Raw genomic sequence first — 14,713 nt, 5'->3', positions numbered from 1 at the left:
TGAAAGCGTTTTCTATTTGTTTTTATTTTACTATAAAATCACTTAATTTTCAAGTTGATTCCTGTAAAATCATGTAAAATTATCAGGAAAAGTTTTTCCATTTTCTTTCCCGAACCTTTTAGATCCTTCCTTGGTCATCCTCCTTATCTTACTTACGATTATACTATATATACGAGGAAAATCAAACAAAAACCGAACATTTAAATCACTATTTTTATTACTAACTAGTTTATTACGAATAAAATGAACATTTTTATGAACAATGTAAAAAAAGACTAAGACAGATTTGTCTTAGTCTTGTTGAATTCTTAGTCTACGTTCACGTATTCTTTTGAAAGTTCAAGAACTTCTTCCATTGTTGAACATTCAGTAAGAGCACGGTTAGCGTATTCTTGCATTTTAGCTGTGTCGAGTTTCTTCATCAAGCTACGTGTACGAAGGACAGATGTCGCTGACATAGAGAACTCATCCAAGCCCATTCCGACAAGAAGTGGAACAGCAGTTTGGTCACCGGCCATTTCACCACACATACCAGCCCATTTGCCTTCAGCGTGAGCCGCTTTGATCACATTGTTGATCAAACGAAGGATAGATGGGTTATATGGTTGGTAAAGGTATGAAACTTGCTCGTTCATACGGTCAGCAGCCATTGTGTATTGGATTAAGTCGTTAGTACCAATTGAGAAGAAATCAACTTCTTTAGCAAATTGATCCGCAAGCATAGCTGCAGCTGGGATTTCAATCATGATCCCTACTTGGATATCGTCTGCAACAGCAACACCTTCCGCAAGCAATTTAGCCTTCTCTTCTTCAAGAATACCCTTAGCTGTACGGAACTCAGTTAACAAAGCAACCATTGGGAACATGATCCGCAATTTACCGTGAACAGATGCACGAAGCAAAGCACGCAATTGTGTACGGAACATTTGATTACCAGTTTCAGAGATAGAAATACGCAAAGCGCGGAAACCTAAGAATGGGTTCATTTCTTTAGGAAGGTCGAAGTAAGGAAGTTCTTTATCCCCACCGATATCCATTGTACGAACAACCACAGGTTTACCATTCATACCTTCAAGAACTGCTTTGTAGGCTTCGTATTGGTCATCTTCTGTTGGGAAGTCTTGAGAATCCATGTACAAGAATTCTGTACGGTAAAGACCAACAGCTTCTGCACCATTATCGTTTACACCTTCAACGTCTTTAGGTGTACCGATGTTAGCAGCCAACTCGAAGTGTTTTCCATCAGCAGTCACTGTTTTCGCATCTTTAAGGAGAGCCCATTCAGCTTTTTGTTTAGCATAAGCTTCACCAGCTGCTTTGAACTCTGCAATTTGTTCTTCAGTAGGGTTGATCACCACTTCACCAGTGATCCCTGAAACGGCCAAAACATCGCCTTCTTTGACAAGTTCTGTGATGTTATTTGTACCAAGAACAGCTGCGATTTCAAGTGTACGAGCCATGATAGCTGAGTGACTTGTACGTCCACCGATATTCGTAACAAAAGCTTTTACATACTTTTTGTTCAACTGTGCTGTATCAGATGGAGTCAAGTCATGCGCAACCACGATTGCTTCTTCATTGATAGAAGCAGGGTTTGGCAATTTCTTACCAAGCAAGTTGGCAAGGACACGTTTGGTAACGTCACGAATATCTGCTGCACGTTCTTGCATGTAAGGATTGTCTTCCATTCCTTCAAAGATCGCAATGAACATGTCAGTGACTTCTTTCAAGCCAGCTTCTGCATTGATTTTTTTCGTACGAATTGTTTCTTTGATCTGACCAATCATTTCAGGGTCAGCAAGAACCATCATATGCGCATCAAAAACTTGCGCTGCTTCTTCACCAAGGCTTGCTACTGCATTCTCCCGAATAAGAGAAAGCTCGTTTTGTGAAGCTTCAAGAGCTGCATCCAAACGAGCTTCTTCTGCACTTGTATCTTCGACTGAAACAGTCTCAAATGATAAGTCTGGTTGAATGAGCAAATATGCCTTAGCAACGGCAACACCGTCAGATGCTGCAATTCCTTTTAGCATTTTTGTCATATTTTTAAGCCAATCCTTCTTTAGTCATTGTTTCTGAAATAGCTGCGATAGCATCATCAGCGTCAGCACCTTCTGCAGAGATTACAACGTCTGCTCCTTGACCAACACCAAGGCTCATAACACCCATGATTGATTTCAAGTTAACTGATTTACCTTTGTATTCAAGAGTAATATCTGAAGCAAATTTGCTAGCAGTTTGAACCAACAAAGTTGCTGGACGTGCGTGGATACCTGTTTCTGCCACGATGTGGAAATCTTTAGAAGCCATAGTTTGACTCTCCTTTTTAAAAATAGTTTTTGAGTTACCTTTTGATAACCCTTACAATTTGGTATTATATCATCTTTTGAAATTTTTTTCAAGATTTTTATCACTGACTTACAGAAAAAGACTGCGAAAAATCCCAATTTAGATACATTTTAAGAAGCACCTGAAGAACAGAGAAAATATCTTTTCAATTTTCTACTATATTATAAGTAACATTTTCCTCCGCTTTCAATGAAAAGAAGCTCTTGAACCACAGGATGTTGATTCACCAAAAAATTATAACTAATTAAAGATGCTTTAAAGCCTATTCCTATCCCATTTCTTCGATTTTCACATTTTTCACTCACCACAATATATTGTGCTTTGAAAACCCCATTTCATCTCTTTGCACAATATTTAGTTTTATTTTGTTGACAAGTTGCTGGATTTTGTTTATACTGTTTACAGATTTATATTTCGATAGGAGAAAGGAAAAGAAATGGTAACCATTTATTCAAAAAATAATTGTATTCAATGCAAAATGACCAAGCGATTCCTCGATAGCAATCATGTGGAATACCGCGAAATTAACTTAGATGAACAGCCAGAATTTGTAGAGCATGTTAAGAACCTTGGCTTCAATGCTGCTCCAGTAATTCAAACACCGGATGAAGTATTTTCTGGTTTTCAACCAGCTAAGTTGAAGAAACTTTCTTAATAAACACAGTATTTTGCTTAAATAGGGTCTAGCGTTAGCAACCTAACACTAGACTTTTTACTTGGAAAGAGAGGACTTCTCCTCTTCATTTTTTTGAACTAGAAAAGGATTATTATGGGATTAAAATCTCTTGAAGATGTGACGTATTTTCGTCTTAACAATGAAATCAACCGTCCAGTAAACGGCCAAATCATGCTTCTTAAAGATAAAGAAGCTTTGGATGCGTTCTTTAAAGAAAATGTTGTACCAAATACTAAAACCTTTGACTCGATTACAGACAAGATTCAGTACCTTCTCGAGCACAATTACATTGAGAGAGCTTTTATCGAGAAATACCGTCCTGAATTTTTAGAGGAATTGGCCCAATTTATCAAAGATCAAAACTTCCAATTCAAGTCCTTCATGGCGGCCTACAAATTCTATAACCAATACGCTTTGAAAACAAATGATGGAGAATACTATCTTGAAAGCATGGAAGACCGTGTCTTCTTCAATGCTCTCTATTTTGCAGATGGAAATGAATCTATCGCGCGAGACATCGCAAACGAAATTATCCACCAACGCTACCAACCAGCTACTCCTTCTTTCTTAAATGCTGGACGTGCCCGCCGTGGGGAATTGGTTTCGTGTTTCTTGATCCAAGTAACCGATGATATGAATGCGATCGGACGTTCCATCAACTCTGCCCTTCAACTTTCACGTATCGGTGGTGGGGTTGGAATCTCCCTCAGCAACCTTCGTGAAGCTGGAGCACCAATCAAAGGATATGAAGGAGCCGCTTCTGGGGTCGTACCTGTTATGAAACTCTTTGAAGATAGCTTCTCTTACTCTAACCAATTGGGACAACGCCAAGGGGCTGGGGTGGTTTACCTCAATGTCTTCCACCCAGACATCATCGCCTTCCTTTCTACTAAGAAAGAAAATGCTGATGAAAAAGTTCGGGTGAAGACTCTCTCACTTGGGGTAGTCGTACCAGACAAGTTCTACGAGTTGGCCCGTAAGAATGAAGAAATGTACCTCTTCAGCCCTTACTCTGTAGAGCGTGAATACGGAGTGCCATTCAACTACATTGACATCACTGAAAAATACGATGAGTTGGTTGCTAATCCAAACATCCGCAAGACAAAAATTAAGGCGCGTGATTTGGAAACTGAAATTTCTAAATTGCAACAAGAATCTGGTTACCCATATGTAGTTAACATCGATACTGCTAACCGTGCAAACCCTGTTGATGGCAAGATCATCATGAGTAACTTGTGTTCAGAGATCCTCCAGGTTCAAGAGCCAAGCTTGATCAACGATGCTCAAGAATTCATTAAAATGGGGACAGACGTCTCATGTAACCTTGGTTCAACCAACGTAGTCAACATGATGACCTCACCTGACTTTGGTCGTTCGATTCGTGCCATGGTTCGTGCTTTGACCTTCGTCACAGATAGCTCCCACATTGTAGCTGTTCCTACAATCGACCACGGAAACAGCCAAGCGCATACCTTTGGTCTTGGAGCCATGGGACTTCACAGCTACCTTGCCCAACAATTGATCGAATACGGATCACCTGAGTCTGTCGAGTTCACCAGCATCTACTTCATGCTCATGAACTACTGGACCCTAGTAGAATCAAATAACATTGCGCGTGAACGGGGTATTACCTTCCACAACTTTGAAAAATCAGACTACGCCAACGGTAGCTACTTTGATAAGTACACAACCGGAGAATTTGTACCAAAATCTGATCGCGTCAAAGAACTCTTTAAAGATATCTTTATTCCTAGTGCAGAAGACTGGGCTGAACTTCGTGATAAGGTCAAAGCAGATGGTCTTTACCACCAAAACCGCTTGGCTGTGGCACCAAATGGATCTATCAGCTACATCAATGACGTATCTGCTTCTATCCACCCAATTACACAACGGATTGAAGAACGTCAAGAGAAGAAAATCGGTAAGATCTACTATCCTGCAGCAGGATTGTCAACGGAAACCATCCCTTACTACACTTCTGCCTACGACATGGATATGCGCAAAGTCATCGATGTCTATGCGGCTGCAACTGAGCACGTAGACCAAGGACTTTCACTGACTCTCTTTATGCGTAGCGATATTCCAAAGGGTCTTTACGAATGGAAAACTGAAAACAAACAAACCACTCGTGACTTGTCTATCCTTCGGAACTACGCCTTTAACAAGGGTATCAAGTCTATCTACTACGTCCGTACCTTTACAGATGATGGTGGAGAAGTTGGCGCCAACCAATGTGAAAGCTGTGTCATCTAATCCGCTATCCTAGATAGCTATCAAAAGTCGGTTCGCCGACTTTTTGTGCGGTATTCTATCAATTTATGGTAGAATAGTAACGATTGAATGAATAGAAAAAGAAAGTGATGCAAATGGAAACATATTACAAAGCCATTAACTGGAATGCGATCGAAGATGTCATCGATAAATCGACCTGGGAAAAACTGACAGAGCAATTCTGGTTGGATACACGTATCCCTTTGTCAAACGACTTGGATGACTGGAGAAAGTTGTCGAATAAAGAAAAAGACCTAGTTGGTAAAGTCTTTGGGGGATTGACCCTTCTAGATACCATGCAATCTGAAACAGGTGTTCAGGCTCTTCGTGCGGATATTCGTACTCCCCATGAAGAAGCTGTCTTTAACAACATCCAATTTATGGAATCTGTCCATGCTAAGTCATACTCTTCTATCTTTTCTACTTTGAATACTAAGTCAGAAATCGAAGAGATTTTCGAATGGACCAACACCAATCCTTTCCTTCAAAAGAAGGCAGAAATCATCAACGAAATCTATCTCAATGGGACCCCTCTTGAAAAGAAAGTCGCCAGCGTTTTCCTTGAAACCTTCCTCTTCTACTCTGGTTTCTTCACACCTCTCTACTATCTTGGAAACAACAAATTGGCCAACGTAGCTGAAATCATTAAGTTGATCATTCGGGACGAATCTGTTCACGGAACCTATATCGGCTACAAGTTCCAACTTGGTTTTAACGAATTACCAGAAGAAGAACAAGAAAAACTCAAAGAGTGGATGTATGATCTTCTCTACACCCTCTATGAGAATGAAGAAGGCTACACAGAGAGCCTCTATGACGGTGTGGGCTGGACAGAAGAAGTCAAGACCTTCCTTCGCTACAATGCCAATAAAGCCCTCATGAACTTGGGACAAGATCCGCTTTTCCCAGACTCAGCAGATGACGTTAACCCAATCGTCATGAACGGAATCTCAACCGGTACCTCTAACCACGACTTCTTCTCTCAAGTCGGAAATGGTTACCTTCTCGGTGAAGTAGAAGCTATGCAGGATGACGATTACAACTACGGCCTATAAGACAAAAACCTTTCCAGATGGAAAGGTTTTTAAATATAGACAACCTATTGTTTTACATAAAACAGATAGATGATTTTCAAAAAATGACTTTTATTTTTTGAAGATTAAAAACTTTCCGCCGTGAGAAAAGTGCTAGAAACAATCATGTTTCTAGCACTCGGGAGTTTTGGAACCTTAGGTCCAAAACTAAGTCAAGGAACTTCTTTGAAGTTCGCTGACGTCCGTACTCACCTAAGAAAAGTTTTTTAGAAGACTTTATCTTCAATCTGAAACCTTTCCAGACGGAAAGGTTTTTTTGTTGCAATCTTTTTCTAATTGGATCTGCTTTTTTTTTGAAAAAAGAGGTTGGACAAACATCCAACCTCTCCGATGATTACAATTTACCTGCTACAGCATCCAACAATTCTTGGATTTTAGCTTGGTTGCTTCCTCCTGCCATGGCCATGTCTGGTTTACCACCACCACGTCCATCGACGATTGGAGCCAATTCTTTGATCACATTACCTGCATGGACCTCTTTTGTCTTGCTAGCTACAAGGACATTGACCTTGTCACCGATAGCTGCGACAAGAACAAGGACGTCAGAGTAATCTTTTTGTTTCCAGTTATCCGCAAAGGTACGAAGAGCACCTGCATCTGATACAGAAACTTGGCTGGCAATGTAACGGTGTCCATTTGCTTCTTGAACATTCTTGAAGACATCGCCTGCTGCCGCTGCTGCCGCTTTTTCCTTCAATTCTGCATTTTCTTTTTGCAATTGACGGAGTTGTTCTTGAAGACCTTCCACCTTGTGAGGGACTTCCTTAAGTTGAGGTGCTTTCAAGGTTGCTGCGACTGCTTTCAGTGCATCTTCTTGTTCACGATAAGCTTCGAAGGCTTCCTTACCAGTCACTGCCAAGATACGACGAGTTCCTGATCCGATCCCTTCTTCTTTGACAATCTTGAAGAGACCAATTTCAGAAGTGTTACCTACGTGAGTACCACCACAAAGCTCTACTGAGTAATCACCGATAGTGACAACACGGACTTCTTTACCGTATTTTTCACCAAAGAGGGCCATGGCTCCCATTTCTTTAGCAGTATCGATATCTGTTTCAATCGTTTCGACTGCGATCGCTTCCCAAATCTTTTCATTGACTTGTTGTTCAATAGCGCGCAATTCTTCAGGAGTTACGGCTTGGAAGTGGGTAAAGTCAAAGCGAAGGAATTCTACTTCGTTGAGAGATCCTGCTTGGGTTGCGTGGTTACCAAGGATATTGTGAAGAGCGGCATGGAGCAAGTGAGTTGCAGTGTGGTTCTTCATGACACGATGACGACGATTGGTATCGATCGCCAAGGTGTATTCTTGGTTCAAGGCAAGAGGAGCAAGAACTTCAACAGTATGAAGTGGTTGTCCATTTGGTGCCTTTTGTACATCTGTTACAGTAGCTACGACATTTCCTGTAGCATCCAAGATTTGACCATGGTCCGCAACTTGTCCACCCATTTCAGCGTAGAATGGAGTTTCTGCAAAGATCAGTGATGCAGTCCCTTCTGATACAGCTTCTACTTCAGCATTATCTGCTACGATAGCCACCAACTTAGAAGGCAATTGGCTGGCATTGTAGTTGAAGCTACTTTCAACTGTAATGTTTTGAAGGGTTTCATTTTGCATCCCCATAGATCCACCTTTGACAGCAGATGCACGCGCACGTTCTTGTTGTTCCTTCATAGCCGCTTCAAAACCGTCACGATCGACCGTCATTCCAGCTTCTTCAGCGATTTCTTCTGTCAATTCTACTGGGAATCCGTATGTATCATAAAGTTTAAAGACATCTTGACCAGCAATCACTGTTTGACCTTTGGCTTTCAAGTCTTCAACAATGGTTTGGGCAAAGTGTTGACCAGAGTTCAAGGTACGAGCAAATGATTCTTCTTCACTCTTGATGATTTTTTCGATAAATTCTTGTTTTTCAAGTACTTCTGGGTAGTAGCTTTCCATGATCTTCCCAACAGTTGGAACCAATTTATACAAGAAGGTTCCTTCAATCCCCAATTTTTGACCATGCATAGAAGCACGACGGAGGAGACGACGAAGAACGTAACCGCGTCCTTCATTACCTGGAAGAGCCCCATCTCCAATCGCAAATGAAAGCGAACGGATGTGGTCAGCAATCACCTTGAAGCTCATGTTATCGCCATCTGGATCATAGGTTTTACCAGACATCTTTTCAACTTCACGGATGATCGGCATGAAGAGGTCTGTTTCAAAGTTAGTCTTGGCCCCTTGGATAACGGCTACCAAACGTTCCAAACCTGCACCCGTATCAATGTTCTTGTGTGGCAATTCCTTGTACTCACTACGAGGAACAGCAGGGTCAGCGTTAAATTGTGACAAAACAATGTTCCAGATTTCGATGTAACGGTCGTTTTCGATATCTTCTGCAAGCAGACGAAGACCGATATTTTCAGGGTCAAAGGCTTCTCCACGGTCAAAGAAGATTTCTGTATCTGGTCCAGAAGGCCCCGCACCGATTTCCCAGAAGTTGTCTTCGATTGGGATCAAGTGACTTGGATCTACCCCAACAGCGATCCAACGGTTGTATGAATCTTTGTCGTCAGGGTAATAGGTCATGTAAAGTTTGTCTTTAGGGAAATCAAACCATTCCGGACTTGTCAAAAGTTCATAAGCCCACGTAATGGCTTCATCACGGAAGTAATCTCCGATAGAGAAGTTCCCCAACATTTCAAACATGGTATGGTGACGAGCAGTTTTCCCTACGTTTTCGATATCGTTGGTACGGATAGCTTTTTGAGCATTAGTAATCCGTGGGTTTTCAGGTTTGATGGTTCCATCAAAGTATTTCTTAAGAGTGGCAACCCCTGAGTTGATCCACAAAAGTGTTGGATCGTTTACTGGAACCAAGCTAACAGATGGTTCTACTGAGTGGCCTTTGCTTGCCCAGAAATCAAGCCACATTTGGCGGACTTGTGCACTAGATAATTGTTTCATATTTGTCTCCTAATTTTTTAAGATTAATTTGCGCCAGCTTCTAACATTTCGACATAATCGATAGCGACACAAAGTGAGATGACTAAATCAGCGTATTCATCCTCATACACCAATACTTGGTAAGTTGAGGTGAGATGAAAGAGTTCCTTGCTAATCTCAGCGACGATTTGATCCCGATCATCGAATAATTTAAAATCTAGATCCCAGATATTTCCTTGTACCCGCAGTCCCAAATCTTCGATATCGTATTTATCCCTGAAGAGCGTCAGCTTTTTATGGATAAAAAAGCGGTCCCCATCCTTCAACTCAACCACAAACTTGGGAAGAAAGCTGATTGTTTTTTTAGCAATGTGGCTCACTTCTTGTCCATTCTTATCATAGATGGTAAAGGTCTTAGGAATCTTAAGAAAAGATCCCTCAACCTGGTACTCAACATTTTCCAACTCATCTTTGATATCGAACCGCTCGCCACCCAATCGAAATTTTTGTTTCACTTGATAGGTTCGCATCTTTTGATCTCCTTTAAAAAGCTCCAGACAACTGCCCATAAACAAAAGACAAGCCACTAAACGAAGGGCGAAAAACCGCGGTACCACCTTCATTCAATGAACTTGTCATTCTTCATTTTATATGCAATTGTCTCAGCCGAGTAGCAAAATCATTTCTCTTCCATGGCTCGCACCCCCGCCACTTCTCTGATTCTGATAAACAATGATTTATTCTCAACTATTTCATTATACAAGTTCCAAAAGGAACCGTCAACTATTTTTTAGATGATGAGCTGCTATTACTTGTTTGAACACCGATATTTTGCAAATATTGGTTAAATGTTGATTTGAAAGCATCATCTTTGACCTTGATATTGGCATTGGTCATCGCTTTTGCAATAATGCTACGGATGTAGTTGGTATCTTGCTTACGACCATCGACAATGATCTCTTTCAAACGTTTTTCGTATTTCTTCCAGTCAGAGCCTTTATCTGTCTTCTTATTCAATTTGACAATATAGTAGCTAGCGGAATAGTTTCGACCTGCTGAAACTGTGATCACATCTGAAATCCCATTTTCATCCAACTTAAAGGCAGCTTCTTTGACTTGAGATGGAATATCTGCTGTTCCTGAATCGAACTTGACTTCGCCACCTTTGTCTTTTGTAGCAGTATCTGTTGAATTATCTTTGGCGATTTGGGCAAAATCTGCACCTTCTGCTTTAGCTGCTTCCAACACTTCTTTTGCTTTGTCTTCTGAATTCAACTTGATAATTTGTGCTGTCACTTCTGGTGTGTAGGATTCAAAAGCCGCCTTGTAGTCAGACTCTTTGATATCTTTCTTAGCAGCTTGGTTAACTGCATATTCCAACAACATATTGCTACGGATTTGCTTCTTCGCTGTTTCTTCCGTCAAGCCTTGTTGCGCCAAGTAAGCATCAAATTGTTTACCTAATTGTTTCTTTTGTTTAGCCAATTCTTTATCAACTTCTTTATCAGAAACTTTTGATCCATATTCTTTTTCAAAAACCTTATTGATGGTCATTTGAAAAAGAACTTGTTGAGCTCCTTGGTTGGTTTTGATTTCATCATAGAAATCAGAAACTGAAATCGCGTCGCCTTTCATGGTAACGACATCTTTGTTTGTACCATTGGCACATGCTGCTAGTGTTACGACTGATAGCAAGGTCACAGCACCTGCTACAAGTTTTTTCTTCATGAAAATTATTCTCCGTTCTTTTTAAACTTCTTCTATTTTACCACAAATTAGAGAGAATACCTTAAATTTACCTAAAAGAGCTAGGATCTGGCAAGGTTACTGTCTCTGCATTTTTCCGAATCATCAAAATACCATCTCCAAGTGGCACCAAACTAGCGGTCAAATCTGGATGATTGAGAGTCGCATTAAAGAGGTTCTGAAGCCCCCGGTAAATGGTTCGTTGCCCACGACGCACTTCCATGATGTCTTTGGCAACATCTCCCCCTTGGAAAATATCATCCAGTACCACGACTCCCCCAACCTCTAAGAGTTCGAGAATTCGTGGTAAAAAGACGATGTACTTAGACTTAGCAGAGTCCATGAAGACAAAGTCATAGGTCTCTGTCAAATTCTGCAAGACATCTACCGCATCCCCTTCAAGCAAGGTGATTTGCTTTCTCTGATCGTATTTAGCCAGATTTTCCTTGGCAAAACCAATCATCTCTTCATTCCGATCAATAGTGGTAATTTGTGCATCGGGAACATTTTCAGCCATTAAGAGCGCTGAAAATCCAATTGCTGTCCCAATTTCAAGGATTTTCTTTGGTTGTAAGGCTTGCAGGAGCAGTCTAAAGTAGGCTACCGTTTCATGCGGAATGATGGGAATATTTTCCTTACGGGCGAATGATTCTAATTCCTTTAGAGCACCAGATACCGGCTTTTGACGCGTACGCATAAAGTCAACGATCTCGTCTTTAACGACTGGCCGGCGCATATTGTGGTTGGCATTTTTACTATAAGATTCTACCATCTTATGCGAGTCCTAATTTTTCTACTAGGGCTTCAAATTCATTCAAACGACGTTCGAAGACCGCAAAGGCTGCGTCCAAGTAGTCTTCTTTTTCCATATCCACACCTGCTTTGCGGATAACGTTAAGCGGATAATCAGAGTTTCCAGCCTTCAAGTAGTCAATATATTTGTCGCGATCTTCCTGGGTTCCATGAACAATTTTTTCAGCTAAGGCTGAAGCTGCTGCAAAACCTGTTGAGTATTGGAAAACATAGTAGTTATAGTAGAAGTGAGGAATCCGAGCCCATTCATATTGGATCTCAGGGTTATCTTCTTTTGAAAGACCATAGTATTTTTCATTGAGCTCTGCATAAAGGTTGTTCAAGAACTCACTAGTCAAAACAGTACCTTCTTGATCTGCTTTATGGATAGCATGCTCAAATTCAGCAAACTGCGTTTGACGGAAGACCGTTCCACGGAAGCCATCCAAGAAGTGATTCAAAATAGCAAAGCGAGTTGCATCGTCTTCTACTTCTTCTAACAGACGTTCGGTCAGGATATTTTCATTAGTTGTAGAGGCGATTTCAGCAAGGAAAATTGAATAGTCCCCATAGACATAAGGCTGGGTTTCACGGGTATAGCTAGAATGCATACTGTGACCAGTTTCATGCACCAAGGTGAAGAGATTATCCAATGTATCTTGCCAGTTCAACAACATGAAGGCATTGGTATCATAAGAACCACCTGAATAGGCACCTGAGCGTTTCCCTTGGTTGACATGCACATCGATCCATCGTTCGCTAAAAGCACGTTTTACACGAGAAAGATAGTCCTCACCCAAAACAGCCAAGACTTCTTCTGCTTTGGCCAATGATTCTTCGTAGGTAAACTTGTAGTCTGTATCGGATAATGGCGTATACATATCGTACATCTTCAAGTCTGAGATTCCTAAAATTTTTGAACGCAATTGCACATAGCGTTGCAAGAGTGGCAAATGTTTGTTCACAGCTGCTACCAAGCTATCATAAACACTTTCTGGTACAAAGTTTTCAGAAAGCTTCACGGGCAGAAGAGAATTTGCGAACTTTGGCATTAAAGTTGTGAACTTTTACATTGGTTTGCAAGGTTTTAGCATAGGTATGTTGGTACTGTTCATAGACCTTGTAGAGACCTTCGTAAGCTTCTTTACGAACGGAACGATCTTTTGATTCTACCAAAGAAATATAGTTTCCATGTGTTAATTGAACTTCTTCGCCCTTGTCATCATGTACAGTTGGGAAAACAATATCCGCATTGTCCAAGATTTCAAAGGTTTCGCCACCAGCCGCAAAGATCTCACCAGCTCCTGCAAGTAATTCCTCTTCTTTTTGAGACAAGACATGTTCTTTTTTCTCTAGCAAACGATCAAAATAATGACCATATTGTTCTAAGGCTGGAACCTCACTCACAAAGGCTTTGTATTGCTCATCCGTAATGGCCATGAATTCAGGCTCATAGAAGGCAAAGGTTTCACCCAATAAGCTATAAAGAGACATCCCTTTTGATTGGTACTCTTGGTATTTAGCCACTCGTGTGTCTTGGTCATTTTTCATATGAGCATAGACGTAGACCTTTTCCAAACGACGGCTCAATTCCAAATAAGCATTGGTTGTATCCAACAGCGTTTGCGCTGAATCCAACAAATGGCCAGCATAGTGGGTAGTTGCTTTAATATCTGCAGCTAAGCTGGTCGCTTCTTCTTCCCATGCTTGATCTGTCGCAAAAATTGTCGACAAATCCCATTGGTATTGTTCATCAATTTCATTACGTTGTTTTACCATTTCGATTAATCCTCCAATGGTACTATTTTAGCATAAAAATGAACATTTCGGGAGGATTTCTATCTTAGAAAGTTAGCTTTTATGCTGATCATAAAAACGTGGAGGATAAAGGATCTGAACGGGTTGGATCCCTTGCGACTGATAATAGGTCATAAATTGCTGGTAGTAATCTTTTACATTCTCTTCAATTTGAAACAAGTTCTGTGAAAGGATCGGACGACAAAGAGGATAAAAGAAATCCAAGCCTAGTTCTAGCAGATGGTGTCCCTGCAAATAGAGTTCTTCCTGAAGCCTCATCCACTTTGGGTGACGATAAAAGAGCTGCTGCTGTATATAAGTTAAAAATGTACGATCGAGCTCAACTACCATATGCTGCATGGGTTGTGAAAGATAAGGGGTCCGTAAGACTTCTAGTAAAGACCTTTGGCCAAAAGGGAAAATTTCTGTTTGATAATGCAATCGCCCTCGTAAATCCTCATGGATGAGGTATTGCAAACGTAGCTCTTTCTTTGTCAGATCCAATTCCCAAAGATGAAACCCCCGATTCTGACTAAAATAAAGAAAACCTGCTTGTAGCTTGGTTAGTCTTTTCTTAAGCCACAACTTTTTACCGAGTAACCAATAGACCTGATAACCGTTAGATCGATAAGCATCGCTTCTCTCCTTCAAACGTCCTAAAGATAGGGAGCTACACTGCACTTCCAAGGCTAAGTTCTTGTCCACTATTAAAAGATCCGCAATTTGTTGAAAATCTGCTAAATAACTTTCTACTTCTGTTCTAGACTCCTTTGAGGCCCAGTTATAAAGGCTGGCTTTTAATTCCAGGTGTTCAAAACTCTCATCTTCGTGATGATAGGGACAATGCTGTAACTCTACATGGGCAAAATGAGCCCGCAGAACCGTGCCATTTTTAAGACGCACTGGACTGTGACATGCTAGGCAATAGAAGGGACCTTCTGTCACAGCTGGGATCTCTTCCATGCAGTTCCACCGCTTTTGATTGTTATCCATGGCAATAAACATAGTCCTACCTCCTCATCTATATCATTCGAAAAAAATAAGAAAAAGGCTGGA

Annotated in this window: 10 protein-coding genes and 1 pseudogene; 3 read left to right on the top strand and 8 right to left on the bottom strand. The window is 40.9% G+C overall.

Annotated features, from left to right (window positions below; all coding sequences use genetic code 11):
* Positions 1-308: 308 nt before the first annotated feature.
* Both ptsP and AB4X21_RS04225 read right to left on the bottom strand, forming a co-directional pair.
* Positions 309-2,042: a phosphoenolpyruvate--protein phosphotransferase gene (ptsP, locus tag AB4X21_RS04230; RefSeq protein WP_369088242.1), complete on the bottom strand. Its 1,734-nt coding sequence runs from the start codon at positions 2,040-2,042 to the stop codon at positions 309-311.
* A 4-nt stretch (positions 2,043-2,046) separates the two neighbouring features.
* On the bottom strand, positions 2,047-2,310 hold the full coding sequence (locus AB4X21_RS04225) for a phosphocarrier protein HPr (protein WP_003006411.1): 264 nt from the start codon (positions 2,308-2,310) through the stop codon (positions 2,047-2,049).
* 475 nt (positions 2,311-2,785) lie between these two features.
* On the opposite strand from AB4X21_RS04225, the gene nrdH reads away from it, so the two are divergent.
* The 3 genes from nrdH to nrdF all read left to right on the top strand — a co-directional run bounded on the left by nrdH (position 2,786) and on the right by nrdF (position 6,351).
* Positions 2,786-3,004 carry a glutaredoxin-like protein NrdH gene (gene nrdH, locus AB4X21_RS04220; protein ID WP_049483904.1) on the top strand — a complete coding sequence of 73 codons (219 nt, stop codon included), beginning with the start codon at positions 2,786-2,788 and terminating at the stop codon, positions 3,002-3,004.
* Between the two features lie 114 nt (positions 3,005-3,118).
* Positions 3,119-5,278, top strand: a complete 2,160-nt coding sequence (gene nrdE / locus AB4X21_RS04215; RefSeq protein WP_369088241.1) for a class 1b ribonucleoside-diphosphate reductase subunit alpha — start codon at positions 3,119-3,121, stop codon at positions 5,276-5,278.
* 113 nt (positions 5,279-5,391) lie between these two features.
* The gene (gene nrdF, locus AB4X21_RS04210; protein WP_003011591.1) at positions 5,392-6,351 is read left to right on the top strand and encodes a class 1b ribonucleoside-diphosphate reductase subunit beta; all 960 of its coding nucleotides are present in this window, start codon (positions 5,392-5,394) and stop codon (positions 6,349-6,351) included.
* Between the two features lie 373 nt (positions 6,352-6,724).
* On the opposite strand, the gene alaS is transcribed toward nrdF, so the two are convergent.
* The 6 genes and pseudogenes from alaS to AB4X21_RS04180 all read right to left on the bottom strand — a co-directional run bounded on the left by alaS (position 6,725) and on the right by AB4X21_RS04180 (position 14,662).
* Positions 6,725-9,343: an alanine--tRNA ligase gene (alaS, locus tag AB4X21_RS04205; protein WP_070465592.1), complete on the bottom strand. Its 2,619-nt coding sequence runs from the start codon at positions 9,341-9,343 to the stop codon at positions 6,725-6,727.
* A gap of 23 nt (positions 9,344-9,366) precedes the next feature.
* Entirely contained in the window at positions 9,367-9,852 is a 486-nt protein-coding gene (locus tag AB4X21_RS04200) for an LURP-one-related/scramblase family protein (RefSeq protein ID WP_270298723.1), read from the bottom strand.
* Between the two features lie 253 nt (positions 9,853-10,105).
* Positions 10,106-11,050 carry a peptidylprolyl isomerase PrsA gene (prsA, locus tag AB4X21_RS04195; protein ID WP_369088240.1) on the bottom strand — a complete coding sequence of 315 codons (945 nt, stop codon included), beginning with the start codon at positions 11,048-11,050 and terminating at the stop codon, positions 10,106-10,108.
* Positions 11,051-11,117: 67 nt separating this feature from the next.
* Positions 11,118-11,840, bottom strand: a complete 723-nt coding sequence (locus tag AB4X21_RS04190; RefSeq protein WP_155125645.1) for an O-methyltransferase — start codon at positions 11,838-11,840, stop codon at positions 11,118-11,120.
* Position 11,841: 1 nt separating this feature from the next.
* Positions 11,842-13,639: pseudogene (pepF, locus tag AB4X21_RS04185) on the bottom strand (oligoendopeptidase F).
* 72 nt (positions 13,640-13,711) lie between these two features.
* Positions 13,712-14,662 carry a competence protein CoiA gene (locus tag AB4X21_RS04180; protein WP_151378881.1) on the bottom strand — a complete coding sequence of 317 codons (951 nt, stop codon included), beginning with the start codon at positions 14,660-14,662 and terminating at the stop codon, positions 13,712-13,714.
* Positions 14,663-14,713: the final 51 nt, after the last annotated feature.

This window comes from Streptococcus sp. CP1998, from assembly GCF_041026655.1.
GTDB classification, from domain to species: Bacteria; Bacillota; Bacilli; order Lactobacillales; family Streptococcaceae; genus Streptococcus; species Streptococcus dentalis.
Note: the sequence above shows the minus strand (reverse complement) of the source record. Positions and strands in the feature narration are given on the sequence as shown.

Excerpts from the sequence above, each read along its gene's own strand:
- AB4X21_RS04190 (WP_155125645.1), bottom strand. The coding sequence starts at position 11,840 with ATGGTAGAATCTTATAGTAAAAATGCCAACCACAATATGCGCCGGCCA.
- alaS (WP_070465592.1), bottom strand. The coding sequence starts at position 9,343 with ATGAAACAATTATCTAGTGCACAAGTCCGCCAAATGTGGCTTGATTTC.
- AB4X21_RS04200 (WP_270298723.1), bottom strand. The coding sequence starts at position 9,852 with ATGCGAACCTATCAAGTGAAACAAAAATTTCGATTGGGTGGCGAGCGG.
- ptsP (WP_369088242.1), bottom strand. The coding sequence starts at position 2,042 with ATGACAAAAATGCTAAAAGGAATTGCAGCATCTGACGGTGTTGCCGTT.
- nrdF (WP_003011591.1), top strand. The coding sequence starts at position 5,392 with ATGGAAACATATTACAAAGCCATTAACTGGAATGCGATCGAAGATGTC.
- nrdH (WP_049483904.1), top strand. The coding sequence starts at position 2,786 with ATGGTAACCATTTATTCAAAAAATAATTGTATTCAATGCAAAATGACC.
- nrdE (WP_369088241.1), top strand. The coding sequence starts at position 3,119 with ATGGGATTAAAATCTCTTGAAGATGTGACGTATTTTCGTCTTAACAAT.
- AB4X21_RS04180 (WP_151378881.1), bottom strand. The coding sequence starts at position 14,662 with ATGTTTATTGCCATGGATAACAATCAAAAGCGGTGGAACTGCATGGAA.
- prsA (WP_369088240.1), bottom strand. The coding sequence starts at position 11,050 with ATGAAGAAAAAACTTGTAGCAGGTGCTGTGACCTTGCTATCAGTCGTA.
- AB4X21_RS04225 (WP_003006411.1), bottom strand. The coding sequence starts at position 2,310 with ATGGCTTCTAAAGATTTCCACATCGTGGCAGAAACAGGTATCCACGCA.